26 protein-coding genes are annotated in these 25,287 nt (G+C 43.0%); 18 read left to right on the top strand and 8 right to left on the bottom strand.

Going from position 1 to position 25,287, the window contains the following annotated elements; translation table 11 throughout:
* Positions 1 to 38: 38 nt before the first annotated feature.
* The 9 genes from CXF83_RS06575 (at position 39) to CXF83_RS06535 (ending at position 8,139) form a co-directional block, all read left to right on the top strand.
* Positions 39 to 368 (top strand): DUF2956 domain-containing protein, encoded by a 330-nt coding sequence (locus CXF83_RS06575; RefSeq protein WP_101091423.1) that lies wholly within the window; start codon positions 39 to 41, stop codon positions 366 to 368.
* Positions 369 to 680: 312 nt separating this feature from the next.
* Positions 681 to 851 (top strand): trimethylamine N-oxide reductase system protein TorE, encoded by a 171-nt coding sequence (gene torE / locus CXF83_RS06570; protein ID WP_101091422.1) that lies wholly within the window; start codon positions 681 to 683, stop codon positions 849 to 851.
* A 41-nt stretch (positions 852 to 892) separates the two neighbouring features.
* The gene (gene torC / locus CXF83_RS06565) at positions 893 to 2,071 is read left to right on the top strand and encodes a pentaheme c-type cytochrome TorC (RefSeq protein WP_101091421.1); all 1,179 of its coding nucleotides are present in this window, start codon (positions 893 to 895) and stop codon (positions 2,069 to 2,071) included.
* Between the two features lie 14 nt (positions 2,072 to 2,085).
* Positions 2,086 to 4,578 (top strand): trimethylamine-N-oxide reductase TorA, encoded by a 2,493-nt coding sequence (gene torA, locus CXF83_RS06560; RefSeq protein ID WP_101091420.1) that lies wholly within the window; start codon positions 2,086 to 2,088, stop codon positions 4,576 to 4,578.
* A complete protein-coding gene (gene torD, locus CXF83_RS06555) occupies positions 4,575 to 5,228 on the top strand; it encodes a molecular chaperone TorD (protein ID WP_101091419.1) in 654 nt (217 codons plus the stop codon). The genes torA and torD overlap by 4 nt, the downstream gene beginning before the upstream one ends.
* A gap of 235 nt (positions 5,229 to 5,463) precedes the next feature.
* Positions 5,464 to 5,766, top strand: a complete 303-nt coding sequence (locus tag CXF83_RS06550; RefSeq protein ID WP_101091418.1) for a hypothetical protein — start codon at positions 5,464 to 5,466, stop codon at positions 5,764 to 5,766.
* Positions 5,767 to 5,859: 93 nt separating this feature from the next.
* A complete protein-coding gene (locus tag CXF83_RS06545; RefSeq protein WP_269801702.1) occupies positions 5,860 to 6,399 on the top strand; it encodes a type II secretion system protein in 540 nt (179 codons plus the stop codon).
* A 59-nt stretch (positions 6,400 to 6,458) separates the two neighbouring features.
* Complete coding sequence (gene catB, locus CXF83_RS06540) at positions 6,459 to 7,091, top strand: type B chloramphenicol O-acetyltransferase (RefSeq protein ID WP_101091417.1); 633 nt, start codon at positions 6,459 to 6,461, stop codon at positions 7,089 to 7,091.
* Positions 7,092 to 7,497: 406 nt separating this feature from the next.
* Positions 7,498 to 8,139: a LiaF domain-containing protein gene (locus CXF83_RS06535; RefSeq protein WP_101091416.1), complete on the top strand. Its 642-nt coding sequence runs from the start codon at positions 7,498 to 7,500 to the stop codon at positions 8,137 to 8,139.
* Positions 8,140 to 8,221: 82 nt separating this feature from the next.
* On the opposite strand, the gene CXF83_RS06530 is transcribed toward CXF83_RS06535, so the two are convergent.
* The gene (locus tag CXF83_RS06530) at positions 8,222 to 9,052 is read right to left on the bottom strand and encodes a LytTR family DNA-binding domain-containing protein (RefSeq protein WP_101091415.1); all 831 of its coding nucleotides are present in this window, start codon (positions 9,050 to 9,052) and stop codon (positions 8,222 to 8,224) included.
* Positions 9,053 to 9,256: 204 nt separating this feature from the next.
* On the opposite strand from CXF83_RS06530, the gene CXF83_RS06525 reads away from it, so the two are divergent.
* The 4 genes from CXF83_RS06525 to CXF83_RS06510 all read left to right on the top strand — a co-directional run bounded on the left by CXF83_RS06525 (position 9,257) and on the right by CXF83_RS06510 (position 12,560).
* Positions 9,257 to 9,742 carry a DUF2141 domain-containing protein gene (locus CXF83_RS06525; RefSeq protein ID WP_232775047.1) on the top strand — a complete coding sequence of 162 codons (486 nt, stop codon included), beginning with the start codon at positions 9,257 to 9,259 and terminating at the stop codon, positions 9,740 to 9,742.
* 94 nt (positions 9,743 to 9,836) lie between these two features.
* On the top strand, positions 9,837 to 11,354 hold the full coding sequence (locus tag CXF83_RS06520; RefSeq protein WP_101091414.1) for a carotenoid oxygenase family protein: 1,518 nt from the start codon (positions 9,837 to 9,839) through the stop codon (positions 11,352 to 11,354).
* A 240-nt stretch (positions 11,355 to 11,594) separates the two neighbouring features.
* Positions 11,595 to 11,840 carry a YdcH family protein gene (locus CXF83_RS06515; protein ID WP_101091413.1) on the top strand — a complete coding sequence of 82 codons (246 nt, stop codon included), beginning with the start codon at positions 11,595 to 11,597 and terminating at the stop codon, positions 11,838 to 11,840.
* A 375-nt stretch (positions 11,841 to 12,215) separates the two neighbouring features.
* Positions 12,216 to 12,560: a TM2 domain-containing protein gene (locus CXF83_RS06510; RefSeq protein WP_101091412.1), complete on the top strand. Its 345-nt coding sequence runs from the start codon at positions 12,216 to 12,218 to the stop codon at positions 12,558 to 12,560.
* Positions 12,561 to 12,794: 234 nt separating this feature from the next.
* Here the strand turns inward: CXF83_RS06510 and CXF83_RS06505 are convergent, their stop codons facing one another.
* Together CXF83_RS06505 and CXF83_RS06500 are read right to left on the bottom strand one after the other, a co-directional pair.
* The gene (locus CXF83_RS06505) at positions 12,795 to 13,472 is read right to left on the bottom strand and encodes a 2OG-Fe(II) oxygenase (protein WP_101091411.1); all 678 of its coding nucleotides are present in this window, start codon (positions 13,470 to 13,472) and stop codon (positions 12,795 to 12,797) included.
* A gap of 181 nt (positions 13,473 to 13,653) precedes the next feature.
* Complete coding sequence (locus CXF83_RS06500) at positions 13,654 to 14,880, bottom strand: hypothetical protein (RefSeq protein ID WP_232775046.1); 1,227 nt, start codon at positions 14,878 to 14,880, stop codon at positions 13,654 to 13,656.
* 203 nt (positions 14,881 to 15,083) lie between these two features.
* Here CXF83_RS06500 and CXF83_RS06495 point away from each other — a divergent pair, with 203 nt between their 5' ends.
* The 3 genes from CXF83_RS06495 to CXF83_RS06485 all read left to right on the top strand — a co-directional run bounded on the left by CXF83_RS06495 (position 15,084) and on the right by CXF83_RS06485 (position 17,809).
* A complete protein-coding gene (locus CXF83_RS06495) occupies positions 15,084 to 15,770 on the top strand; it encodes a response regulator transcription factor (RefSeq protein WP_101091471.1) in 687 nt (228 codons plus the stop codon).
* A complete protein-coding gene (locus tag CXF83_RS06490; protein ID WP_101091410.1) occupies positions 15,763 to 17,160 on the top strand; it encodes an ATP-binding protein in 1,398 nt (465 codons plus the stop codon). Before CXF83_RS06495 ends, CXF83_RS06490 begins: the two co-directional genes overlap by 8 nt.
* Before the next feature lie 169 nt (positions 17,161 to 17,329).
* Positions 17,330 to 17,809, top strand: coding sequence for a YbaK/EbsC family protein (locus CXF83_RS06485; RefSeq protein WP_101091409.1), 480 nt, complete (start codon positions 17,330 to 17,332; stop codon positions 17,807 to 17,809).
* A 567-nt stretch (positions 17,810 to 18,376) separates the two neighbouring features.
* Here the strand turns inward: CXF83_RS06485 and CXF83_RS06480 are convergent.
* The 3 genes from CXF83_RS06480 to CXF83_RS06470 form a co-directional block, all read right to left on the bottom strand.
* The gene (locus tag CXF83_RS06480; RefSeq protein ID WP_101091408.1) at positions 18,377 to 18,583 is read right to left on the bottom strand and encodes an AbrB/MazE/SpoVT family DNA-binding domain-containing protein; all 207 of its coding nucleotides are present in this window, start codon (positions 18,581 to 18,583) and stop codon (positions 18,377 to 18,379) included.
* A gap of 398 nt (positions 18,584 to 18,981) precedes the next feature.
* Positions 18,982 to 19,506 (bottom strand): hypothetical protein, encoded by a 525-nt coding sequence (locus CXF83_RS06475; RefSeq protein WP_101091407.1) that lies wholly within the window; start codon positions 19,504 to 19,506, stop codon positions 18,982 to 18,984.
* Positions 19,499 to 20,248: a winged helix-turn-helix domain-containing protein gene (locus CXF83_RS06470; RefSeq protein ID WP_157822918.1), complete on the bottom strand. Its 750-nt coding sequence runs from the start codon at positions 20,246 to 20,248 to the stop codon at positions 19,499 to 19,501. The genes CXF83_RS06475 and CXF83_RS06470 overlap by 8 nt, the downstream gene beginning before the upstream one ends.
* Positions 20,249 to 20,905: 657 nt before the next feature.
* On the opposite strand from CXF83_RS06470, the gene CXF83_RS06460 reads away from it, so the two are divergent.
* Together CXF83_RS06460 and CXF83_RS06455 are read left to right on the top strand one after the other, a co-directional pair.
* Complete coding sequence (locus tag CXF83_RS06460; protein ID WP_101091404.1) at positions 20,906 to 21,715, top strand: cytochrome c3 family protein; 810 nt, start codon at positions 20,906 to 20,908, stop codon at positions 21,713 to 21,715.
* Between the two features lie 17 nt (positions 21,716 to 21,732).
* Positions 21,733 to 22,227: a hypothetical protein gene (locus CXF83_RS06455; protein WP_101091403.1), complete on the top strand. Its 495-nt coding sequence runs from the start codon at positions 21,733 to 21,735 to the stop codon at positions 22,225 to 22,227.
* 89 nt (positions 22,228 to 22,316) lie between these two features.
* On the opposite strand, the gene CXF83_RS06450 is transcribed toward CXF83_RS06455, so the two are convergent.
* Entirely contained in the window at positions 22,317 to 23,798 is a 1,482-nt protein-coding gene (locus CXF83_RS06450) for a protein adenylyltransferase SelO (RefSeq protein ID WP_101091402.1), read from the bottom strand.
* A gap of 102 nt (positions 23,799 to 23,900) precedes the next feature.
* Positions 23,901 to 25,202: an NAD(P)/FAD-dependent oxidoreductase gene (locus CXF83_RS06445; RefSeq protein WP_101091401.1), complete on the bottom strand. Its 1,302-nt coding sequence runs from the start codon at positions 25,200 to 25,202 to the stop codon at positions 23,901 to 23,903.
* Between the last annotated feature and the right edge of the window lie 85 nt (positions 25,203 to 25,287).

The following is a 25,287-nucleotide window of genomic DNA, read 5'->3' as shown; positions in this document are numbered from 1 at the left end:
TTATAGTGAGCTTATTCTTAGCTAAGCATTCATAAAATATGGCACAGCCGATCTCAGACGAAACTAAAAACGAAGCCGTAAAAGTGGCAAAATCAATTCAAAAACCAGGGCAAACTAAAGAGCAAACGAAACTCATTGCGCTAGGAATTGAAAAAGGCATTGCGGAGTATAAAAAACAGCAAAAAGGCAAAGCACGTGTTCGCGACAAACAGAAAAAACAGCAAGTGCGTGCTAAAGCCCGTACCACTGAAAACGAACATGATGTCGAGGATAATATAGAAGATCGCGCGGCCAGCCCCTACTTACCCTGGGGATTATTAACCCTCAGCTGGATTAGCTTTATCAGCTATATCGTCATCAGCAAGTAATCCACAATACTGTCGATTAATCATCACCGTTTAGCCGCGCACTTTTCAGCGCGGCGTTATTATTGAGCCATCATCCTGTTTTAACCTGCACTTCGACATTCACACCTCCAAAACCGGGTCTACACCAATCGACTAAAAACACAGTAAACACCTGATATTAAACTATAAAAACTCACCAAAACACTGCACCATAATTCTGTTCATATATTGTCATAACTTGTCTTAACTTGTTCATTGTTACCCACATCGCTGTTCACAACCTCTCCTTATAATGGCCTCATCAAAGAAAGGGTTAGCTGGAGCTAAATAGTCATGACGAATCAAAACCCCACAAAAAAATACACTAGTAATAAGAAGGATGAACTTAAAGCATTATTTTTTATCATCTTTATTTTATTTCCTGCATTAAGCATCGCTTTTGTTAGTACCTATGGCTTCATCATTTGGATGATCCAAGCATTTGGTGGCGTTGTCGCTCACTAATCCCCTTTTCCACTTTTTAAACTTATTACGAGGATGCGATTATGAGATGGTTGCTTAACATCTGGCGCACATTAAACAAACCGACACAATACCTCACACTGGGCTCAGTCAGTGTTTCAGCCTTTATTATGGGCATTATCTTTTGGGGTGGTTTTAACACTGCACTTCAAGCAACAAATACTGAAGAGTTTTGTATTAGCTGCCACAGCATGGAAAGCATGCCTTATAAAGAGCTGCAAGAGACAGTGCATTGGTCAAATCATTCCGGCGTTCGCGCAACCTGCCCAGATTGCCACGTACCCCATGATTGGAGCCGTAAAATTGGCCGCAAAATTGAAGCCTCTCACGATATGTGGGGCTGGTTACTGCAAACCGTCAATACACCTGAAAAATTCGAAGACAAACGTCTAGAAATGGCCAGCCGTGAGTGGAAACGATTCGACCGTGATAACTCTCTTGCGTGTAAAAACTGCCACAACTATGACTCAATGAAATGGGACAGCATGTCTAAGCTAGCGCAAAAGCAGATGAAACGCGCAGCTAAACTCGACCAAAGCTGTGTTGATTGTCATAAAGGTATCGCCCATAAGCTTCCCGATATGGGCACCGCTCGTGCACCAGAGTTAATTGCAGAAGTCGGTTCCGGCGTTAACGGCTTAGAGGTTAACAAAACCTATTTCTCAGCATTGACTAAACCTGTTTATTTCAACGAAAAAACCGATGTTGAGGCTGGCACATTAAACATCGCCACTAAAGTGAAAGTGTTAGAACTTAAAGGCAACCGCGCCAAGATTGGTATCAACGGTTGGAGAAAGAAAATTGGTGCAGGTCGCGTTATCTACTACGACTTTGGCTTAAATATTCTATCGGCTCAGCTAACCAAAGATGCAGCACTTGAAGAGGGTGTAATCACCACCTTCGAAGAGAAAGAAGACCCAATGACAGGCCTTAAATGGCAACGTGTAGAAACCGTAATCTGGACAGATACCGACTACCTACTCAGCGACCTACAGCCACTTTGGGATTATGCGCGTAGCACATATAGCACCAGCTGTAGCGTATGCCATACCCAACCGGACGAGAGTCACTTTGACGCCAACACATGGCCTGGTATGTTCCAAGGCATGATCGCCTTCGTCAATATGGACCAAGATACTCAAGCTTTAGTGCAAAAGTACTTACAAGAGCATTCATCAACTTTCAATAAGTCGGCTCACTAATAGGACATCACATTATGAAAAGAAGAGACTTTTTAAAAGGCTTAGTCGGCACATCTTATGTTGTACTTAGCGGGTCGTCAGTCCTTGCGCCATTGAATGCGTTAGCCGCTTCAGCAGCCAAGACTAACGAAGGTTGGCTCACCACAGGATCGCACTTTGGTGCTTTTAAAATGAAGCGCAAAAATGGCGTGATAGATCAAGTCATTCCATTTGAAAGAGACAAGTATCCAACCGACATGATTAACGGTGTTAAAGGCTTGGTCTATAACCCGTCGCGTGTACGCTACCCTATGGTGCGCTTAGACTTCTTACTCAAGGGTCACAAAAGCGATACCACGCAACGAGGCGACTTCCGCTTTGTGCGAGTGACATGGGATAAAGCGCTGTCTTTGTTTAAAGACTCGCTTGATGAAGTACAAACTAAATATGGTCCATCAGGGCTACATGCTGGCCAGACTGGCTGGCGCGCAACAGGCCAGCTGCACTCAAGCACGAGCCATATGCAACGCGCCGTAGGCATGCATGGCAACTTCATTAAAAAGGTTGGCGACTACTCAACAGGGGCAGGACAAACCATTTTGCCTTACATCTTGGGTTCAACCGAAGTGTATGCCCAAGGCACATCATGGCCGCTTATTCTTGAAAATTCTAAGACCATTATTTTATGGTCAAACGATCCGTACAAGAACTTACAAGTGGGTTGGAACGCTGAAACGCATGAGTCATACGCTTACCTTGCGCAGCTGAAAGAGAAAGTGGCTAAGGGTGAAATACGCGTTATCAGTATCGATCCTGTTGTCACCAAAACGCAGCAGTATTTAGGCTGTGAGCAGCTGTATGTTAATCCACAAACTGATGTGGCATTAATGCTAGGTATCGCCCATGAAATGGTGGCTAAAAATCTGCATGACACTAAATTCATTGAAGGATACAGCTTAGGATTCGATAGATTCCTACCTTATATCCAAGGCGAAACTGATGGTGTAGAGAAGACACCTGAATGGGCTGCTGAGATCACAGGAGTTTCCGCTGAGATCATCCGCGATCTCGCAAAAGTGATGACTAAAGGTCGCACTCAAATGCTCATGGGCTGGTGTATTCAACGCCAGCAGCACGGCGAACAACCTTATTGGATGGCAGCGGTACTTGCCACTATGACAGGCCAAATTGGTCTACCTGGCGGCGGTATTAGCTATGGTCACCACTACTCAAGCATTGGCGTGCCATCATCAGGTGCAGCAGCACCTGGCGCTTTCCCACGTAACTTGGACGAAGACCAAAAGCCACTGTTCGATAGCAATGACTTTAAAGGCACTAGCAGCACCATACCAGTTGCGCGTTGGATTGATGCCATTCTAGAACCAGGCAAAACCATTGACTCTAACGGTTCAAAAGTCACCTTCCCAGATATCAAGATGATGGTGTTTTCCGGTAATAACCCTTGGAACCATCACCAAGATCGTAACCGCATGAAGCAAGCGTTCCAAAAGCTTGAGTGTGTGGTCACTATCGATATGAACTGGACTGCGACCTGTCGCTTCTCAGATATCGTTCTGCCAGCGTGTACCACTTTTGAGCGTAACGACATCGACGTCTACGGCAGTTATGCTAACCGCGGTGTACTGGCGATGCAGAAGATGGTTGAACCGCTGTTTGACAGCTTGTCAGATTTCGAAATTTTCACTCGCTTTGCCCGCCTAATGGGTAAAGAGAAAGAGTACACCCGTGGTATGACGGAACGTGACTGGCTAAACAAGCTTTACACTGACTGTAAAAATGCCAATGCGGGTAAGTTTGACATGCCAGACTTTGATGCGTTCTGGAAAGAGGGTTACGTTCACTTCGGTGAAGGTAAACCTTGGACACGTCACGCAGCCTTTAGAGAAGACCCTGAGATCAATCCTTTAGGAACTCCTTCTGGCTTAATTGAGATCTTCAGCCGTAAAATAGCTCAGTACCAGTACGATGACTGCCCAGGTCACCCGACTTGGATGGAAAAATCAGAACGCAGCCATGGCGGTCCAGGTTCAGACAAATTCCCAATGTGGATGCAGTCTTGCCACCCTGATAAGCGTTTGCATTCACAAATGTGCGAGTCAGAAGAGTACCGTGAAACTTACACTGTTAAGGGGCGTGAGCCCGTCTACTTAAACCCTGATGACGCCAAGCAACGCGGCATAAAAGCAGGCGATGTGGTGCGGGTGTTTAACGACCGCGGTCAGCTGCTTGCTGGTGCAGTGGTTTCAAATAACTTCCCTAAAGGGGTTATTCGTATCCACGAAGGCGCTTGGTATGGTCCTGTCGGCGAAGATGGCAGCAAAGAGGGCGGCGCAGAAATTGGCGCACTGTGTAGCTACGGGGATCCAAATACTCTGACGCAAGATATTGGTACTTCAAAGCTTGCTCAAGCGTGCTCTGCTTACACTTGTTTAGTTGAATTTGAAAAGTATAAAGGTAAAGTACCTGTTGTAAGTTCATTTAGCGGACCCGTTGAGATAACACTATGAGCGCAGTAACAGCTAACCCCGTAAATCAAGTCAGAAGCACGATTTATCAGCTACTTTCATCATTGTTTGCGAAAGAGGTAGATCATAAAACATTGCATGAATTGACCTGTACTCAAGCACAAGCATTTTGGTCTCAACTTGCTAGTGAGCCCGATTTTAAAGCAGATGTTGATGTGCTGGTAGCTGAACTCGCAAAGCTTAATAGCGACAAAGCGCTACTCGAGCTTTCGGCTGATTATTGTGGTTTGTTTTTAGTCGGTACCAAGCACAGTGCCTCGCCATACGCTAGCCTCTATTTAAATAACAGCTCAAGTGATAAACCTGTCACAAAAAGCAATGAGCCATTACTCTTTGGTGAGCAGCACCAGCAGATGACACAGTTTTTAAAACAGAGTCAGTTGCAGGTGCAAAGTGAGTTCCCCGAGCCCGCAGATCATCTCGCGGTGATATTGGCCTATATAGCACATATCAGTATGCATAGCCGTCACCAAGAGCAACTACTGTTTATCCGCAACTACCTAGCTAACTGGTTACCAAAGCTTGTCGCTAAAGTCGCCAATGTCGATACCGGTAAGTTCTATATCGCATTAGCGCAGCTCACGTTAGCTTGGGTGGAGTCAGATATTGAATGGCTTGAAAACGAAAGCTAATACAGACTGAGCAACTGGTACTCTGAAAGACAACCGTAAAAAAGCCGATAATGATTATGTCATTATCGGCTTTTTTGTATCGTGAATGTGAGGCTGCACACTTGTTGTAAACACATTAAATTTGTAGACTCATAAGTTAATGTTACATACTCGCCTTATCAATAAGGATAAAAGAGCACTTTACTGCTTTACTCTCTCTAACGAGAGTGCGATACCACAATGGAGATTTTATATCATGGACGAATTACTTATTATAGGCTTATTCATACTGATTGTTAGCTTCAACACACAGAGGTCAACCGACAAACGGTTGAGAGTCATCGAACACAAAATTGACTCCTTGTTAAAAAACAACGGTATTTTTTTTCATAACAACATCAATGTATCTAAAGAAGTATTAACTGCCATTACTCTCGGTAAAAAACTAACTGCTATCAGGCTTTATCGCAAAGATACCGGTGCAAGCTTGAAAGAAGCGCGCGGCATAATTAACAGACTCGCCGCAAAAACAGCGTCGCTATTGAGACAAAGCAACTAACGCTGCGTCTGCATTGCCACACTCTTTCAACAGTAGATGATAGCTATTCAGCTACTCGACAAACTTGTAAATAATAACCAGGCGTTACTCAAAATGAATATGAATAAACAAAATGCATCACTTCCCCACAATTCAGGCTTCACCCTCATAGAGTTGGTTGTCGTTATTATTATTTTAGGTGTTTTGGCTGTTACGGCATTGCCCAAATTTATCAATATGAAATCAGATGCAAACGTTGCTGTGATTAAAGGGGCCGTGGGTTCAATTAAAACCGCAGTATCGCTATTTAAAGCCAAAACCATGACTTCAGGTAATACTTTTACTGATGTGGTCGAGTTTTCTGGCGTAAAAGGCAGTAACTATCAACCATGGGCTGCAACAGCTACTGCAAGTGGATTTTTATCTGATTACTCCTCTCCACCCGAAATATTTGAAGGTGCTGGATTAGATGTTAACGAATGGGCTTACCGTATTTACGTACCCACTAGCTATGCCGTTATTGCTGCACCTAAAAGTGTTTTAGATAAAAGTGAACCTAGTGCCGCAGAGGTTAAAGCGACTAACTGCTATTTTCAGTATCACTGGCAAACATCAGGTGAGCCAACAATCACCACAGTGATGACGGACTGCTAGCAAAATTACAACGAGTTAACATCATGCACCAGTTAAGTACTTCATAGAGGATATTGAGTTTGAACAATTATTTTGACAGCCCCTTTGTCGGCAAATCACTGCAAGAGCAAGTGACAAACCCTAATATCATTGTGGGAAAACACAGCTATTATTCTGGCTATTATCACAACCATAGTTTCGACGATTGTGCCCGTTACTTGCTGCCCGATAGAACTGATGTCGATAAACTCATTATTGGTAGCTTCTGCTCAATTGGTTCAGGTGCAGTATTTATGATGGCGGGTAATCAAGGGCACCAGAATAATTGGGTGAGCACTTTTCCATTTTTCTACCAAGAAAACGAACACTTTACTGACGCTAAAGATGGCTTTGAACGTTCAGGAGATACCGTTATAGGCAATGATGTATGGATTGGCACTGAAGCTATGATTATGAGTGGCGTTAAGCTCGGTGATGGCGCCATTATCGCCAGCCGTGCTGTGGTGACTAAAGATGTCGCGCCCTACTCTATTGTTGGTTCAAATCCAGCGAAACATATTCGTTTTCGTTTTCCTGAAACAGAGATCGCTAAACTACTTGAGATGCAATGGTGGTTATGGAGTGATATACAGCTAAAAAGTGCCATGGCATTAATGTGCTCATCTGATATCAATGGCCTATACGATTACTGGCAGACTTTGAAGCAAGAGTAATACTCATTGTTTTAGTCAGCTACGGGGCGAACTCGGTTTACATGCAAACGACCAGCCCTCTGTAGCTTCCCTCTTTGTCTGCTGCGCTTCTCTTGACTAGCTATCCGACTGGCTTATTTTTCTCATAAAATGAACAGGCGAGCCCAACTTCTCATCTGTCACACTGACCTAATTCGCTGATATAGCCACTTAATCTAACGATTAAAACAACCACATTTTAGTGCTATGTCTAACTAAATCATTAGTTTCAAACACCAGCTTAACGCAACAAACTCATAACAACTTGATTAGAAAGATGTTTAGTTAAGCGGCATAGATAATGCTTACTCTGTAGCCCATTAGTCTTTCTATTAATCAGTTTAGCAATGTTAATTGCTACATCCATGTAAAGCCAAAGGAGCGGCAGATGTCAGTCATATTAGAAGATAGACCCATTAACCAGGTTCGTGAACAAGTCATAGATAAACTCATTGTTAACTATAGCCATGGGATTATATCCGCTGAAGCATTTGAACGTCGTCTCGATGACGCGATGGCCAGTGAATCACATCAAGCGTTACTCGACTTAGTTGCCGATCTGTCCATGTCTACAGACGCCGAATATAGCAGTAAAAAAGATCAGCAATTTACACCCAATTACTCAAACAAGCAGGCAGATGACACGCTAGTTATCAGCTGTATTCTGGGTAATAATGAGCGTAGTGGTCAGTGGGTAGTGCCTAGCGAGATTAAGCTCAACAATGTGTTAGGCGAAACCACATTGGATTTTACCGATGCTATTTTTCAGCATCAAGAGATCACCATTAAGCTCAACTGCATTCTTGGCAGCTGCAAAGTCTTTATCCCTGAAAACATCAACGTGATATGTAAAACCTACTGCGCTGTAAGTAGTATTGAAAATACAGCTCCTTCGATGGCAAACCGCCAAGCACCAGTTATCACTATTGAGGGTAAAGTGGTTCTCGGTAGCCTTTCAGTATCGGTAAAGCACACGATTAAAGAGAAATTTATCGCTTTTGCCAACCAGCTAAAAAACACCTTCAATTAAGAGATGTTGAAAAGGCAGGGACATACTCGCGGTTTATGTTTTTAACCACATCCATGCCAATTAGCATGGATGTACAAAGAGACTAGATATTCACCGCTTTTACCGCATCAACAAATGTCCTTGAAACTGGCACTTCAATACCATTGGCTAGCATTAGCGACATTTTACGATTGTCTTTATTGACAGAAACTATCGCCTCAGTTGCCACCCACCATGAGCGATGAGTTTGCATACCAGCGAAGCCATCTAGCTTCTCCAAGGCATCTTTAAGTCGCATTAACAACATATGGTGACCTTTGTCGGTATGCACTTTTAAGTAATGATCAGACATTTCAAGACACATCAACTGACCACGTTTCTCTAAAGGTAGTAGCTGCATAAACTGTTCAAATTGCAGATGGACATCAACATCAGTATTTTGCTCGTGTTCTTCTATGACTTTTTTTGATGCTGCTAGCTGGCTTTTTTGCTGGCGAATATAACCTTGCACAAGACTAAAAAATGTCATCACTCCCCCAATCACAATGGCCTTAGGGAATACTTGAAAAAACTCCTTAGCGAGTTCAATCTCAATACTAAAAAACAACCAACTTATTAACGGGACCGCGACGCTCATTATCATACTGGCAATCAGTGTCGATAACGCCACTCTCCCCCACACCGCCGTTACCCATTTAGCTAAATAACGATGGCCCAAACGAATCATTGGCGTATAGATAAAGTAGCCGCTGGTACATGTCACTAACCAATAAGAGATCGACACGAGTACAGGCAGTTCATCCATACCAAACGGCGCCAAGAAACCGATAAACAAGCCTACCGCTGCGACGATTAACAGGTCATGGGCCAACTTTTGCTTACTGAAAATGGGTTCTAATGGTTGATTTTCAGGGGGTAGTTCACGATTCGTCAATGGTACATATTCCTTTTTAGTCACATTCTACGAAGTTTACGACTCACTTCACGTAAAGCTACTTTAGCTTTGCTAAGTATCCATTCTATCGTCTTTCCAACACGACGCAACGCCGATACGGTTTGCTCATGCGCAGCACTAATGAGCTTGATAATTAAAACCATCATTACGCTGCCTTTCACTGACACGAATAAGGATATTTAAATGACTTTTTACACGACTACTCACTCAAAAGTGTCAACAAATGACATCAGTAATATGCCAAAGATAGTTAGAATCTCTGCACTGCTGAGCGCTTTATTTTTTGCACACTCAGCATCTGCTGCCGATATCAATTTTGAAATATCAAGTGTAGCCGACGCACAAGGTAAGCTTTATGTTCAGCTCTTTAAAGGTGAACAAAGCTATCGAGAGAACCAAGCCGTAAACGCCACTATGATGCAGGCTACCCAAGGGACAATGGTTATCACTTTTGCCAATGTATCAGCAGGTGAATATGCACTGCGCTTTTTCCATGATCAAAATAATAATGGCAATTTGGATACCAATCTATTTGGTCTTCCCGCTGAGGGTTATGGCTTTTCTAACAATGCTAAGCCCAACTTTGGACCCGTTAGTTACCAAGACATTAAGTTCAACGTGACCGAAGAGCAAGCCTTGCTAGTTAATAAAACCGAAGTGATTTATTAACCCCTAGAGTCCATTGAGCAAAAACCATAGATTCAAAAATAGTAGTTTCAAAAAATAGTTCCAAAATCCATATATTCAAGGGAAGGGGTAAGCCATGCAACGCAGAGATTTTTTAAAGGGAATGGGTATTGTTGGTGCAACGAGTTTACTGCCAGGTTCGTTGTCAGCATTGGCAACCACAGTCGCGCCAAAAGCGGTCAATGTTAAACAGCTATTTAATGACGCATTAGCGCACAATCCTGAGTTAATTGGCTTTGCCAATATTGAAAAAGATTTCCCACAACAATCTCTAACGGTTGAAGGTAAGATCCCAGCCGACCTACAAGGCGTATTCTATCGTAATGGCCCTGGTAAACATGAGCGTGGCAATGTTCGCTATCAGCATCTGTTTGAGGGTGATGGCATGCTACAACGCTTTGAGTTTGACCAAGGAAAAGTGGTTCATCACGGTAAATTTATCAACACCCCCAAGTTTGCTAAAGAGCAAAGCGCGGGTCAGTTTCTTTACTCTGGTCCAGATACTAAATTGGCAAATGCCCTGCCAGTGTCTAAAGCTGACCAAATCAACACTGCTAACACTAATATCATTACCGTCGGCGACGACATGTGGGCACTATGGGAAGCAGGCTCCCCTACCAAGGTAGACAAAGAAACCCTCGAATTTAAACAGCAAGTCAGTCTAGGTGCAGGCTCTAAATATGGCAATAGTTTACGAGGTCTGGCTTTTTCAGCACACCCTAAAATTTCGCCCAATGGCGATATCTGGAATTTTGGCTTAAACGGTTCCGGACATATTGTGTTGTACCATTTATCCGCTAATGGCCAAGTTAAAAATGCAGGACTTATCAACGCACAATATCGCGGGGGCATGTTGCATGACTTCTTGATGACCGATAAGCACTTACTGATTATCTTGCCATCATTGTTCACTGACAAATCCATTGACGGCAGCTTCGCGAGTACGCAATACAGCAATGATATACCCATGAGTGTATTGGTTATCAGTAAGCAGTCGCTAACCGTAACCAAGCGATATGAGCTGCCTGCTGGCTTTGCTTTTCATTACGGTAATGCCTGGGAAGAAACCAATGGCACGCTACATTTCGATGCGAGTTTATACCCCAACGTCGATGTTTTACATAAGCTGAGCAACATGATGAGTGGCCAAATGAGCCTAGCCAACGCACATGCAAAAACAGCGTTTTATACCTTAAACCCCAATGGCAGCCACAGCATGCATATGACGGCTAAAAACAGTGAGTTTCCAGCCGTGTGTGATCATGTGGTCGGTCTTAAAAACGATTATCTGTATCATTTATCGAGCAATGAGCAAAGCTTGTGGAATGACGCTGTATCATCAATCAATATCAATAGCGGTGCTGAGCAACATTTCAATTTTGGCAAAGACTATCTAGTGGAAGAACACATTAGCGTATGCCCTAAAGCAGTTGAAGGTACTGGATACCTCATTGGTACCGCGTTGCATGTGCCCAGTAAGCGGACTTGTCTTAACATATTTGCCGCCAACGATATCAATTCAGGCCCCATGGCACGGGCTTGGCTGCCCTATCATCTACCTCTCGGTTTTCATGGTCACTTTCAAGCAAGTTAATCAGTGCTGGGGCACTCTAAATTGAGGGCGACTGCTGCGGTGTTAATCGAAAATAGAGCAGAGTCAGATTAGTATTTTATACCTTGACTCGGCCCTCAGTGCTTAAAACAAGTAGAATCTGCGATTTTTTGTTAACTAGATCGCTAAAATACCTAGATATACCCCTTTGTTAAAATCCATAATGCTGTAGTGTTGGTAGTACAAACAGAATAATTTTCAGTTCACCATTCAGGGGTACCTATGCTAAATGAGAATCATGCACTTATTTTTGACTTCCCAGAATTTAAACAAGACATTGTTTATTTGAATCATAAAGACGAAGCATTCCAAGAACTGTCCAAACAGTATCATTTATTAGATTATGAAATTCGTCAGCTAGAAATTGACGGTAGTCCCACCGATGACGAGCATATGCATCAGCTAAAATTACAGCGCGCTAATTTAAAAGACGTCCTATTCCTGAAATTAAAAGAGCACCACGCCTAACAATCGTATACTACGAGCTGGCCAGTCATGAGTATGCTCAGTCTGGCCAACAGCTTGCAAAAGAGCTCAGCAGGAGAACATCACTCCTCCTCTTTTCGCTAACTCTTTTATAAAAAGCCGAATCTCTCGAACCAAATGGCTATTGCAGCACTTCATTAAAAATCATCTCACCGTTCAAATAGAAAACGATGCTTCCGTTAACTTCACAGTGAAGCGAGATAATCGTACTCAGTATTGAGTATTCACCACCTCCCATGATATGGCTGCCCCGCTAACGTTCGGGTTTATTTTAATTATGTGAACTATGCACCTATGTTTCAGCGCACGCTTGTACGCATAATGGCTCATTAGCAATATTGACTATTGGAGTTTGCGATGCAAGAAATAGATTGCCCACAGTGCAGCCAAAAAATCGACATTAATCTGGTGACCTGCCCCCAGTGCCATGTCGTTCAAGGGTTAGAGGCACTCTCTGGAGTTGATCCTTATATTCGTATTAAAAATCAAAAACTCACGATATGGTTTAGCCTTTTATTCGGTGGGCTGGGCGTACATAAGTTCTATTTAGGTCAACACCTAAAGGGCAGCTTGTACTTAATCTTTAGCTGGACCTTAGTGCCGATGATTGTTGGCTGGATCGATGCGGTGCGCACCATGAAAATGAGTCCCTTCAATTTTCAGCAACGTTATTGTCGAAAAGTGAGTCACTACTACGTCTAGCCATAGGCAGCTTAGCTTAAAATGAGTTAAACACTTTATGACAATATACCGCCCACGGCAGTAGAAGTTGATGCTTATTTACATTAATGCCGCTCTACAGACACACCTCATCGCTGATGAAGCTTGCATACGTGACTATCGCCATTAAGTGATCGCTACGACCTCTGTGCAGCATGAGGCACTGCAGACATCACTCTTTCACTGAGCCATGAGTCCAAAATTAGATAAGTAACATTAACTTGGTGGGTCGATGTTATTGGCAATGCTGCAATTGAGCCTAAACCAACCCGCGATAGAGAAACGGTCACGTTTTGCGGCTAGCACTTCATGGGGAAACTCTTCACTTAAAAAGACCACCACGGTACCAAAACCGGGTGTAACGCGAACCGTATGGTCATCAATAATCGCAGATGTTGATTGTTGATTTTGATATATCACCAGCTCTCCGCCATCGTCTTTCGACCAAGATTGGTTAAGATAAACCACCACAGAAAGTATTCGATTCCCCTCACCGATAAAGGCATCTTTGTGCTTTTTATAAAAATCACCTTCAGCGTAATGTGCAAAGTGGCTTTCAAACGAAAATAGCCCTAAAAAGAGTCTTCTATTCAAGAACACTTGCAGCGCCTGAGTCCAATCAAGCCAAGCCGTGCCCGCTTCACTGTCATTATTAATCCAGCTAATCGCGTCGGTACGCACAAAGTCATTAATCTTATGATCAACTGAGCGACCAATGCCAGCGCGCTTAAAATTAGCGTCGGGCATAGTGGTAATATGTGAGGCTAATAAATGGGTTAAATCGTGTGGCAGAGCAGCAGGGTTAATGCTGTAGCCTTTGTTTGCGATGTCATTTGCAATTGATGCAAAAAGGGAGGAATCGTCACCTGTTTGAGAGGTGCGAGGTAAGATCAACTACATCCAGTCTTAGGCGTTAAAATTAACATTGATGAGTTACTTTTATAAACAGAGACCACCAGCATACACCTATAACAATCAATATAGTCATTAATATAGATTCACGACAAAAGCAGTAATAAGTGACAGAAAAGCTACTTCGATAAGCAGCTTAAATGTTAAACGTATTAGTGGCTATTTATAGTGTGACATTGCTGCCGCTAAATACCGCACTCTCAATCCCAGTCAAGGTATTAACGCCATCTCGATTACTCACCATATCGGTAATAATCGTAGCACCATTGTCTTGCTTTTCGATGCTGTATTGCGATGCCTTACCACTAAACTTCACCTCGTTTTGACCACTGTTACCGGTAATATTATTATCAAGCTGATTAACCACCACATTGCTGTTTAGGCTGCCAGTTAACGTCACATCCTTAAGATATTTCGAGTGATGCGTATAGCCAATATCACGATTGAACTTTAGGCTAAAGTCACCGATAAAGCTCGCATCAATGCGCGCATTATAGGTCAGGTACGAATGAAAGAATTTATTATTCATCAACTCAGCACCGAGAGGATCTTCAGTGCTCATTTCAGCACGTGTTTTCGCAATATATCCGCCCCACATACTGTGGGTTTCACTGCCACTCCATGCGCCCCATAAACCATAATAAGCATCGATAACTGACGCGAGGTATTCTTGAGTTAAGCTATTTTCAGCGGTGAGTTCAGTGATCCAGCTTTGATCTCCGCCCCATAATTTATCATTTAGCGCTGTGGTTTGAGCCGCTCTAATTTCAGCTTGATAGCCAGGCAAGGCGCCGATGAATTCACTATTCTGATCCACGCCGATACCGTAGTCATGCATCATATGCAGGATCTCTTCAAAACTCGCATCGCGATGTTCTTCATAGTTTTGATTGATATACCAAGCACCACCTTCTACTTGAATTTCATTTTGATACAGCGGTTGCCCGCCTAATTCTGTAGCAGGATTAGTACCATCGTCACTGCCATTAAGGAGTAATAAGATCGCGCCATTGTCTGCTATCTTATTGGTCACTGCTGATTTGTCATTACCAAATTCAGAGCCCGGTAAATTGGTCAAGTAATGGCTCAAGATAGCGCGTGCACGCACTATCTGGTTATCGCTAATCAAGTCTTGCGCAATAATATGGATAGATTTTCCATTAGGCGCTTTTATTTGCGTGTAGCGATTAAACTTCAGCGCTGCGCTATAGGTTGTTGACAGTGACGCAGGCACTGTCTCGATACCGAGTGCTTTTGTTTCTGCTGACAATCCAGAGCCAGGATTATTGTTATTATCACCTACTGCCGTGGTTGAAGAATCAGAATTACAGGCCGTTAAGGCCATTAAACTTACTGCGACAACCCCTGCCAATACTACTTTAGCTACCATATACTGCTCCTAAAACCTCTTTGATTTGAGCCATAAAATTAACATGACCATTAAATTCATAGGGTAAGAGAAAGTAAGCAAGCGGCATGCTATGTAAGCAGGTGTAAGCAAACTGTTATTAGTAACAATAATCTGTAAAATCAGATTGATTGAGCAGGTGTTTCTATCAAACGTTGGTAGACTAAATATTAAGGTAAATGTTTGTGAGTAAAGCAAATATACTCATTATTGAAGATGATAAAGAGATCTCTCGTTTAACCGCCATGTATCTTGAAGCTGAAGATTACAGTACGCGCGTGATTGCGGATGGCTTACAAGCAGTAGGCGCTGTAAGGATGGAGCAGCCCGACTTAGTCATTCTTGATTTAATGCTACCAGGGTTAGATGGGGTATCGGTGTGCAAACAGATACGCAAGTTTTATCAAGGCCCTATCTTGGTATTAACGGCCTGCTGCGACGATATTAGCGAAGTCAGTCTACTCAAACTTGGCGCCGACGATTACCTCACTAAGCCAGTGCGGCCACATGTCATGCTTGCCAGAATTGAAGCTTTACTAAGACGCAGTCGACCCGTAACCCCGAGTTACAACCAATTGCACGTTGGACAACTCACTATTGATACCGGCAGGCAAATCGTTAGCTATAACAATCTTACGCTTGTGCTCACTACCGCTGAGTACGATATGTTACTGCTACTAGCTTCCCATGCTGGCAGCATTGTTTCTAGAGAGAGTTGCTGCCGATCATTAAGAGGCATTGATTATGATTTCAATGATCGTTCAGTAGATATGCGGATCTCAGGGCTAAGAAGAAAACTCAATGATGACATGCCCCCCTACAAAACGATATTAACGATACGCAACAAAGGATACATGTTGATCAATGGCTAACTATCTTCCGCCTCTTTTTACGCGTCTTTACTTGAGTTTGCTTACGGCGCTGTTTGCCAGCATTATCCTAACATTCTACTTGAGTGAGCAGTATTTAGAACAAAGTGATGTGGTCGATTTCCATGATGATAGCTATCAAATCTTTATTGAAGCCACCTCAGGCATGCAGCGTACGCACTTGTCTGCAGAGCAATATATTAATAGCTATCAAGGGCAACATCCTCAATTTAATATTACTTGGCAAGCAAATTGGAATGCTAAGCAAGACTGCTCTGATTGTGAGTTTTTAAGCAATATCGGAGGAATATCAATATATCAATTATCTGACGAGCAACTATTAGCCATTTATCCACTTTACCAAACTAATGGCACTATCTTAATCTCAGATAGGCTGCCAAATAGTTTATTTTTTGATAGAACCAATAAACAACAGAGCAGCAGTTTTATAGAGTTATTACGTGACGACCCTTCTGAGTTCATTCCCTATTTACTGCTGCTTGTAGTGATTATTTCCTTAGGTACTACGTTATACTTTTCAGTTCGGCGGCTACAAAAACAGATTAACCAACTGGTTGATATAAATAAAAAGTTTGGTCAGGGCGAGCTCAACATTCGTGCTCTCCAGACCTATTCTGAGCCCGTTAATGAGTTGGCAGACAGCTTTAACAGAATGGCTAATGCCATTACTGAAACGGTAAAAGAGAATCAAATTTTTGCCCAAGCGGTGCCCCATGAAATACGTACACCACTGAGTAGAATTCAGCTGGCAACAGGTTTACTGCGTCAACGTAGTTTGCAAAATGAAGAGCTAGAATTACTAGATAATATCGATAACTATATCGATGATATCGAAAAGTTAACTCGCCAAGTACTCACCTTTTCTAAGCTAAATGCAGTAACAGGCCAAGATGATAGCCAAAACACACAACGAATAAAACTAGATGAATATTTGCAGAGCCGAATAATGCAGTTAACTACCGATAATGTTATCGCCGTTAAATTAAATCTGCAGCCACTTGAGCTTGAATGTGAGCCAGCATACTTACGATTGATGTTTGATAATCTATTTAACAATGCACTTATGTACGCAAGTTCTCAAGTTGAGATCACAGTCAGCTCTAGCCGCAAATCTTGCGGAAAAGGCCTCGTTGTAGTCAGTGTTGACGACGATGGGCCTGGCGTTGATAGCCATCAGTTTGAAACCATCTTTCTGCCTTTTTCCCGCTTAGATAAAAGTCGTAACCAACAAACGGGAGGGTTGGGACTAGGCTTGGCTATTGCCAAAGCAGCAACAAGACGAATGCAGGGGAAATTGCTTGTCGGTCGCAGCCACTTAGGCGGTGCCAGCTTTAGCTGCCAACTAGCCTATAACCCCAAGCAACAAAACTAAGAATACCAAGCCATTGGGTTACCTTTACCAATGGCTTAAATTTCACGCTATCAAATTCACTCCACACTCACTAAATACTTGACCGCTGTACCGTCTTTAACCACCGACAAGATCAATACGATTGAACTATAATTAAGGCTAAAGTCATATCGCAAAAAGAGGTAATACTATGACTATTTCAAGCCGATTAAATCAGTATTTAGATGATAATGACGTAAAGTACGATCTCCTGCCCCACCCTCGCAGTGCAAGTTCTATTAGCTCAGCTATTGCTGCGCACATATCCCCCACACAACTCGCCAAAGCCGTGATCTTAGAAGATCACGAAAGCCGCAAGGTGATGGCCGTATTACCCGCTAACCATAAAGTTAGTTTGCGTTCGCTCGGTGATAAACTAAATCGAGAGCTTCACTTAATTAAGGAGCAAGAGATCTATCAAATGTTCGACGATTGTCAGCATGGCGCCATCCCCTCCCTAGGTGCAGCTTATAACTTAGAGGCTGTTTATGATGATCTATTGGTTGAAGCTAAAGAGATCTACTTTGAGGCTGGGGATCATAGCAACTTAGTACGCATGAACCGAGATGACTTTATCAAGCTGATTAAAGATGCCAAGCACTTAAGATTCAGTCATCAAAGCGTGCATTAAAGCCCTGCTTGAGCATTGAGTCATGCTCAAGCTTCTCTATGCCGATACTTAGCACTGAACGCTTACCTGTACATGCTAGTGATAAGCTTCTTCGGTAAAGAATATTGTTATGCAGTGCTCTCGTCCAAGCTCGTTATTGATAATAGTAGCGTTACTGCTTGCCCTCATCATTAGCAATGCTAACGCCAATTTATTGAAAAAGAGTCAATTTCTGCACCCAATAGCTTTAGTAAGGCGCCAATAATTACCGTCTATTCAACTTCTGGAAAAAAAATGGGATAGGATTGATAAAACTAAAATCAGCAATTTTTCAATTAACTTAAATGCTGAATGTAAATTTGAAGGTAAAGACAATAAAGCCGACAAAGGGAAGATGAGCCTATCAGGATTTTTGCTGATAAGTGATAGCGCTTAGCCAGCAAATGACTTAATTCCCCATACCAAAACTTAACACCTCCACTAGGACCCCATTACCTATGTTCAAGAGCATCAGCTTTAAGGGATAAAATTAGCCCCCCTCCCCCTTACTTGTATCACTCGACGTGAACGAATTAACACAGCGAAAAGTTAAGCATCTTCTTCATGCATAAAACCTTCAATTAATGCCATCTGCTCCGACACCCCATCACTTTGGGAGGTGAGTCGATAGCAGCCGTGAGCCATCCTTTCTAAGCTAATATTATCTCCCGCACCAAGATGCAGCTGTTCAACAATCTCTTGCGGCAACTCAACCCCTAGCCCTTTCCCCACATTTTTAACCTTAAGTTCTGTCATAATCCTACCTATACATACGTCTCACACTGTGATTTCGGTACAACTAACCAAGATGTAAGAGCGAACCAATTAGTTAAAATTATAGTTGATTTAGCGAGCACTGGATTAGGCGTTGCAATGTCATAGATAAGCGATTGAGTGAATAGTGGTTGGTTATTGATAACGCGACATTCCCGCCTGCATGGTAAACCTTACGGTGCCGGCATGATTTGCTGCTGCAGCAATCAGCTTTTGCTTCACTCCACGTAAAATTCAGTTTTAGTGAACTACATTCATCATGAAATTTGCAGCATAGCCATTCCCATGACTAAACACAAAAGGGAGAGTTAGTCGTAAGAGAATAGTGTACCTGCTTAAATGGCTAGCCCTAGCTTAGCGCTAGTCATTTGGATTATTCACTACCCCATGGTCACCAGACTACAGGCACAGATATTAGTGCTGGGTAAAAAGTACAGTAGTGCGGTATTTTTAGTTTGATTACGGCTGGCGATTTGTATCGTTAAGTTATGCACTCCCTCCTTAGTAATATTACGACTGGCGAAAGCTTCTAAATGTTTGGCATGCAAGGGTAATGACAACTCACTGTTATGTCGAATAAGCTCACTACTGACCAAATTGAGGATATAAATATCCTTGTCTTTATTTGCACTCAACACATCACCTTTTAAATGCAGAGTTGCGATTGGAATGCCGTCGGATGTGAAGTATCGATAACTAATACTCGCTGAACGTTTTTGCAGGGCAAAATCAGCGATAAGAGAGTGATGTTCAATGACGTGTGTTTTGGGGTTCGTCGCCACCAATTCATTGCGACATGATAATACGATATCTACTTCGGTGGCTTTAATGTGTTGATAAACAATAATCCCGATTATTAGCGCCAGCAGCCCACTACTTAACACGATTTTTAGCTGTTTAATCACAGAGTGATACCTCCTCGAGCCAATCGTCTGAAATAAATTCAGGGCTTAACCTAAAGTCACTGGTTTTTATATTTCTCATTAATGTGCCCCCGTTTGGCGTTTTTCCTAACATCGAAACATTAAGCACTTGCATATCATTTGAAAACGCCAAGTACACTCGTTCCCATGTTAAATGCGGGCACATATTTAGCGCTGAAATAACTCTTGCTTCAATAGGGACTTCTTGGCGCAATCTTATCCTCGGTGACTCCAGCCAAGTCAGTATCACTTTCTGGCCGTTATCCAACACAATGTTGCGGTTAGTTTTAATCGGTGCATCAATCTCTTTAAATAAGATGTATTGATGCATCGCCGTCACCACCGCAATGCAGCTCAAAAACAGCACGGTTACCGTTAATATAAGATAGTTTTTACGTATTTTAGATTGCTGGGACCAACTCGCGCTCGGCGGGGTAATATTTAAGCGGTAACCTTTGCGCGGAAATGTCTCGATTAACTCAGCATGAGCTTCGCCAAAGTACTTTCGCAAGGTAAAAACAGCTTTGGCCACCGCTGATTCACTCATCACTGCAGTTTGCGATCCCGCGCAAGCAAGCTGCCCTTTGCTCATGACTTGGTTTGGGTGAGCTGCCAACTGTTCAAGTACTTGGCATTCGGTGCGTGTTAGATGAAATGAGCTTTGAGTTTCACTATTGAATAACTGACTATTAGCAATATCAAATTCAAAGATTTTTAACCGCATATCAATAGCGTCCATATAAAATCGTTGAACTATTTTACTGGAATTAACACAACACAAACATCCAGCCAATCACAATTTGGTAATGCTCGATATTATTTATCACCAAACATGCAATAGATCTAATGTTATAGTCATAATGTAGACCATATCAATGATTTTATTAGCTCTAGCTCTTATTGTGTATGACGCTAAACCGAAATAAAGCCCACTTCGGTATCACTGCTGACTCATCCCGTCAAAAATAGCTCATTTACTCTATGCCCCACGCAATAAAATAAATGGCTAATATTTAATTTAATAAGTGATTCAACCATTCATTAGATCTAGATCAATAAACGCTAGTAATAATAAGGTGGATAAAAAGTGGTAATCAGCATTATAACTGTTACAAGAACCACGCCTCAGCATTACCCTCCAATATGATATCAAAAAGCAGTGAATAACATCGAAAGATAACCCAAAGGATACCGCTAAGGTTTGCGTGAAAATTACTTTGAAGTAGCTCTCATCAGCATTTTTCAGCCCTGTCATTCTTATCTCAAGCCACTGCAGCATTGAATTGCACTTCAATAAGGGCAACTTTTCAACTGTATGCAGCTAATTCAAAACACTCAGCATAAGTATTGAGTGACATACAAAAAATGGGACGTGATTAAGATGAAAACACTAAATAGAAGACAAGCGATACACCGTATTATTGGCATTTCCTCAGTAGCCGCAGGTAGTGCTTTAGTGGCTAACCCAGTTCTAGCGGCAGTCACCGGCAGTACTGGTGAGTGGAGACTAGCAGTAGATGAAAGACTCGCTTACGCCAAGCTAGACCCTATGACCGTAGCTAAACTTGCCTATGAAACGGGCAACGGCTGTATGTTCCAAGTGTTTGACAGCATCATCAAAAGTTTAGCGTTATCAGGTTCACCAGATGCTGAGAAATTTGCCTTAGTGCCTACTGCATTGGCCAAATACGGTTATGCTGGCATGTTAGGTGAAGGAACAGTTTGCGGTAATATTAACGCGACTGGCATGCTTGCTAACTTGCTATCAATTAACGGAGAGTCTGCTAACTCCCTTTTAAGCCCAACAATGCGCTATTACGAAAGCCAAGCCTTACCGCTGCAAACGGCTGAGTTCATTACGGGCATTGGCGCAGATATGACCGAAACATTAGATCAGGTCGGCACTCCTACCTCTGCAAACAGCATCTTATGCCACTCCTCTATCAGCCTTTGGGCGAGAGAAAATGGCAAGTCGTTTAGCCAAAAAGGCATGCGTTGTAAGCAGCTATCCGCCTCTGTCGTTTATGAATTAGTGGTCATGCTTAATAAAGCATTTGATGGTGAAACAGTAAATGACCATCCGATTTCTGACACTGTTGCCGGATGCCAATCTTGCCACACTTCAGAGTCCACATTTGCACCAAGCGTGCAGACTAATATGTCATGTGATACCTGCCACACTGGCCACTAAATGCAGGGAGAAAGACTATGAAACATTCTAAATTATACTGCGCGTTCGGCCTAGGTTCGTTACTACTATTCGGTTGTGGCAGTGATGATAACAAAACGGTAGAGCCGCCTATTGAGCCACCAGTGCCACCCGTCACTACTATTGGCATAAATGAAACTGATACTTTGAGTGTTAGTTTGAAAGCAGTTGACGGTGCAAGTGGCAACGTTGCGTTAACCCTCACCGGCGATGATGACAAACTAGTGACAGATGCTAGCGGGTTTAACTTAATCATCATGGGCTATCCAAAAGAAGGCGATTCTTCCGTTAAATATAAGCTTGCTTGGCATCAGGCCAACAATTCAAATTGTATTGAAGATGAAGAGTGCACTCTGGCTGTCACTGAAGCTGAACCTGGGGTCTACAACTTAGAGTTAGATGCAATTGAATGGAAAGATGCCATCGACAACTATCGCGTCGCAGTAGAAGTTAAAGGTGAAAAAGCTCACCTAGAGTTAGCGTTCCTAGATTGATACCTCACCCAAATAATAGTTAGGTAATCAATACTCGACCACCACGCAATGACAATTCATTGCGTGTTTTTTTTTATTGAAAATGTAAATTACGTTCCACAGTAAGTGGTGAACTTGCCGAAACTTGCGGGCGCAGAAAGGCTGAACTCCTCTTTGCCTGCTTGCATCGTATAAGGATTAGCAAGCACCGAGATTAATGCCTCAAATGGCTGATAATCACTACGCTCTTCAGCGGCCTCAATCGCAGCTTCAACCAGATGGTTTCGCGGGATGTAAACAGGGTTAACCGCATTCATCATAGTGACACGTTCTGCTGTGGCTAGCGGCTCTTTTCTCAGCCTTTCATGCCACTGCACTTTCCACTGAATGAATAGACTCGGGTCAGAAAACAGCATTTCAGCATCACTGCTATCGGAGGTTAAATCTACCGCGAGTTGACGAAATAGCTGAGTGTAATCTACTGCTTGAGCTTGCATTGACTCAAGCAACTGCTCGCAAAGTGCATAATCACCCTCAACCTCAGTTGTCATGCCCAGTTTTGCGCGCATTCCTAGCAGCCAATGAGACTTAAATACATCCCAAAATCCTTTTATCACATCGGTTGCTTGCGTTATCGCATCATCAGAATCTTCATTGATAAAAGGCAGTAGTGTTTCGGCTAATCGCGCTAGATCCCACTGCGCCATTGCGGGTTGATTGCTATAGGCATAACGACCATCTTGATCGATAGAGCTAAACAAGGCATTGGCGTCATAGTTGTCCATAAACGCGCAAGGGCCGTAGTCGATAGTCTCGCCACTGATGGTCATGTTGTCAGTATTCATCACGCCATGCACAAAACCGGCTAACATCCATTTGGCGACTAATTCGGCTTGCTTATCTCGTACTGCACAGATGAGATCTAAGTAAGGTTGTTGGCTTTGCTTTAGCTCAGGGTAATGACGTGCAATCGCATAGTCGGCCAGCTGTTTGAGTTTGTCTTCTTCACCCTGAGCGGCAAAATATTGAAAAGTTCCCACCCGTAAATGGCTTGTGGCCACTCGGGTTAATACCGCGCCCGGCAAATATCGCGTTCTGTAGATGGGCTCGCCAGTGGTGACGACAGCCAACGCACGCGTAGTGGCAATGCCAAGGGCATGCATCGCTTCGCACAGTATATATTCACGTAAAATAGCGCCGAGAACCGCTTTACCATCACCACCGCGAGAAAACGGCGTACGACCAGACCCCTTAAGTTGAATATCGAGGCGTTGACCTGACTCATCCAGCACCTCTCCTAATAGTAAGGCACGACCATCACCAAGTTGTGGGCTAAATCCGCCGAACTGATGGCCGGCATAAACTTGGGCTAATGGCGCAGAACCAAGAGGCGCTTCACTTCCAGAAAAGACATCGGCCAGCTGCTCAGTATTACTATTACTGATACCTAGCTGCTCAGCTAATGCCTGGTTGAACTTTACCAGCACCGGCGTTGGCGCTTTATCTCCCTTAGCGGAGACGTAAAACCCTTTGAGTTCATTTGCGTAGCTGTTGTCGAAACTTACGCCTAAGTCAATCTCAGTGCTGCTCATCGAATATCCATCTGGTTGCGAAAAATAACAAATTCCTATTGTGCTTACTTTACCTTAGTCGACTATAGAACGATAATCCTGCTGCGCCTTGATGCGTCAATGCTAATGCAGCTTCATTCTCGGACGCACTACTCGCATCAGTTTTTCAGCTAGCCACAGTGCTATCGTTTTGAAGGTGCCATGAATTGCTTGTTGATGCATTCGGTACAGCGATATATAGACAAAACGGGCAATTTTGCCTTCAACAAACATGCTACTTTTGGTCAAATTACCCATCAAGCTACCCACAGTGCTGTAACGAGATAGATTAACCAGCGAGCCATGGTCCACATAAACATAATCGACCAACGGTTCAGCATTCATCTCTTTAATAATATTCTTCTCGGCGCACTGCGCCATTTGATGAGCAGACTGAGCTCTTGGTGGCACAAAGCTACCATCGGCTTGCTCAAACGCACAGCAATCACCAATGACATAAATATCATTGTTAACGGTACTTTTAAGATTAGCTTGAACCTTGATTTGATTGGCTCGATTGAGCTCAAAAAACTGCAGTTCTTTAATAAAGTCTGCCGCTTTTACCCCAGCAGCCCATAACATTAAGTTCGCTGCGATAAGCTGACCTTCTGAGGTCACAAAACCTGCTGCTGTCGCTTCACTAATTCGGGTATTTTCCATCACCGACACACCTAGCTGGCTCAGCTCGTGTCGAGCCGATGATGCGATACGCTCAGTTAATGCAGGTAAGATCCGTGGACCGGCCTCTATTAGATGAATATTGAGTTTGTCTGCTGTCATCTTACTTAAGCCATACACTTTTAATAGATCGGTCACATGGTAAAGCTCGGCTGACAACTCCACGCCAGTGGCACCGCCGCCCACTATGGCGATATTGAGTTCATTGATAGAGTCCGATTGATGCACCCGAGTGAAACTATCAAGCAATGCATTATGAAAACGATTTGCCTGCTGGTGTGAATCGAGAAAAAAGCAGTTTTCCTGAACGCCTGGCGTATTGAAGTCATTACTGACACTGCCGATAGCAATCACTAGCTTGTCGTATTTAATTTGGCGTTCAGGCAGTAACTCTTTACCCATTTCATCGGTTATTGGTGCCACAGAAATTAGCTTATCGTTACTGTTTAGCCCGCAAAAAGTCCCTAGCTGAAATTGATAACCCTGTTTTGCAGCATGCGCTGAGTACACAACACCATCAAGATCAGAGTCTAGCGATCCTGTAGCGACTTCATGTAAAAGGGGTTTCCAGATGTGAGTACGGTTTCGATCAACAAGTATGATTTGTGCTAAATTTTTTTTACCTAACTTACGACCTAACTGAGTTGCAAGCTCTAGTCCACCCGCTCCTCCACCGACAATCACAATTTTTGGACATGATAACATCACAACTTCCCCTTAGCGCTTGATTGAATTTACCGTTACTGTAAATAAGCATTTAATTCAAAAGCGCTTATTTAGCGTCTTCTATAGT

Origin of the sequence: Shewanella sp. Choline-02u-19, from assembly GCF_002836205.1 — a bacterium.
Classification (GTDB): Bacteria; Pseudomonadota; Gammaproteobacteria; order Enterobacterales; family Shewanellaceae; genus Shewanella.
This window is presented reverse-complemented; position numbering and strand designations above follow the sequence as displayed.

Excerpts from the sequence above, each read along its gene's own strand:
- CXF83_RS06575 (WP_101091423.1), top strand. The coding sequence starts at position 39 with ATGGCACAGCCGATCTCAGACGAAACTAAAAACGAAGCCGTAAAAGTG.
- torE (WP_101091422.1), top strand. The coding sequence starts at position 681 with ATGACGAATCAAAACCCCACAAAAAAATACACTAGTAATAAGAAGGAT.
- torC (WP_101091421.1), top strand. The coding sequence starts at position 893 with ATGAGATGGTTGCTTAACATCTGGCGCACATTAAACAAACCGACACAA.
- torA (WP_101091420.1), top strand. The coding sequence starts at position 2,086 with ATGAAAAGAAGAGACTTTTTAAAAGGCTTAGTCGGCACATCTTATGTT.
- torD (WP_101091419.1), top strand. The coding sequence starts at position 4,575 with ATGAGCGCAGTAACAGCTAACCCCGTAAATCAAGTCAGAAGCACGATT.
- CXF83_RS06550 (WP_101091418.1), top strand. The coding sequence starts at position 5,464 with ATGGACGAATTACTTATTATAGGCTTATTCATACTGATTGTTAGCTTC.
- CXF83_RS06545 (WP_269801702.1), top strand. The coding sequence starts at position 5,860 with ATGAATATGAATAAACAAAATGCATCACTTCCCCACAATTCAGGCTTC.
- CXF83_RS06535 (WP_101091416.1), top strand. The coding sequence starts at position 7,498 with ATGTCAGTCATATTAGAAGATAGACCCATTAACCAGGTTCGTGAACAA.
- CXF83_RS06525 (WP_232775047.1), top strand. The coding sequence starts at position 9,257 with ATGACTTTTTACACGACTACTCACTCAAAAGTGTCAACAAATGACATC.
- CXF83_RS06520 (WP_101091414.1), top strand. The coding sequence starts at position 9,837 with ATGCAACGCAGAGATTTTTTAAAGGGAATGGGTATTGTTGGTGCAACG.
- CXF83_RS06515 (WP_101091413.1), top strand. The coding sequence starts at position 11,595 with ATGCTAAATGAGAATCATGCACTTATTTTTGACTTCCCAGAATTTAAA.
- CXF83_RS06510 (WP_101091412.1), top strand. The coding sequence starts at position 12,216 with ATGCAAGAAATAGATTGCCCACAGTGCAGCCAAAAAATCGACATTAAT.
- CXF83_RS06500 (WP_232775046.1), bottom strand. The coding sequence starts at position 14,880 with ATGGTAGCTAAAGTAGTATTGGCAGGGGTTGTCGCAGTAAGTTTAATG.
- CXF83_RS06490 (WP_101091410.1), top strand. The coding sequence starts at position 15,763 with ATGGCTAACTATCTTCCGCCTCTTTTTACGCGTCTTTACTTGAGTTTG.
- CXF83_RS06485 (WP_101091409.1), top strand. The coding sequence starts at position 17,330 with ATGACTATTTCAAGCCGATTAAATCAGTATTTAGATGATAATGACGTA.
- CXF83_RS06480 (WP_101091408.1), bottom strand. The coding sequence starts at position 18,583 with ATGACAGAACTTAAGGTTAAAAATGTGGGGAAAGGGCTAGGGGTTGAG.
- CXF83_RS06470 (WP_157822918.1), bottom strand. The coding sequence starts at position 20,248 with ATGCGGTTAAAAATCTTTGAATTTGATATTGCTAATAGTCAGTTATTC.
- CXF83_RS06460 (WP_101091404.1), top strand. The coding sequence starts at position 20,906 with ATGAAAACACTAAATAGAAGACAAGCGATACACCGTATTATTGGCATT.
- CXF83_RS06455 (WP_101091403.1), top strand. The coding sequence starts at position 21,733 with ATGAAACATTCTAAATTATACTGCGCGTTCGGCCTAGGTTCGTTACTA.
- CXF83_RS06450 (WP_101091402.1), bottom strand. The coding sequence starts at position 23,798 with ATGAGCAGCACTGAGATTGACTTAGGCGTAAGTTTCGACAACAGCTAC.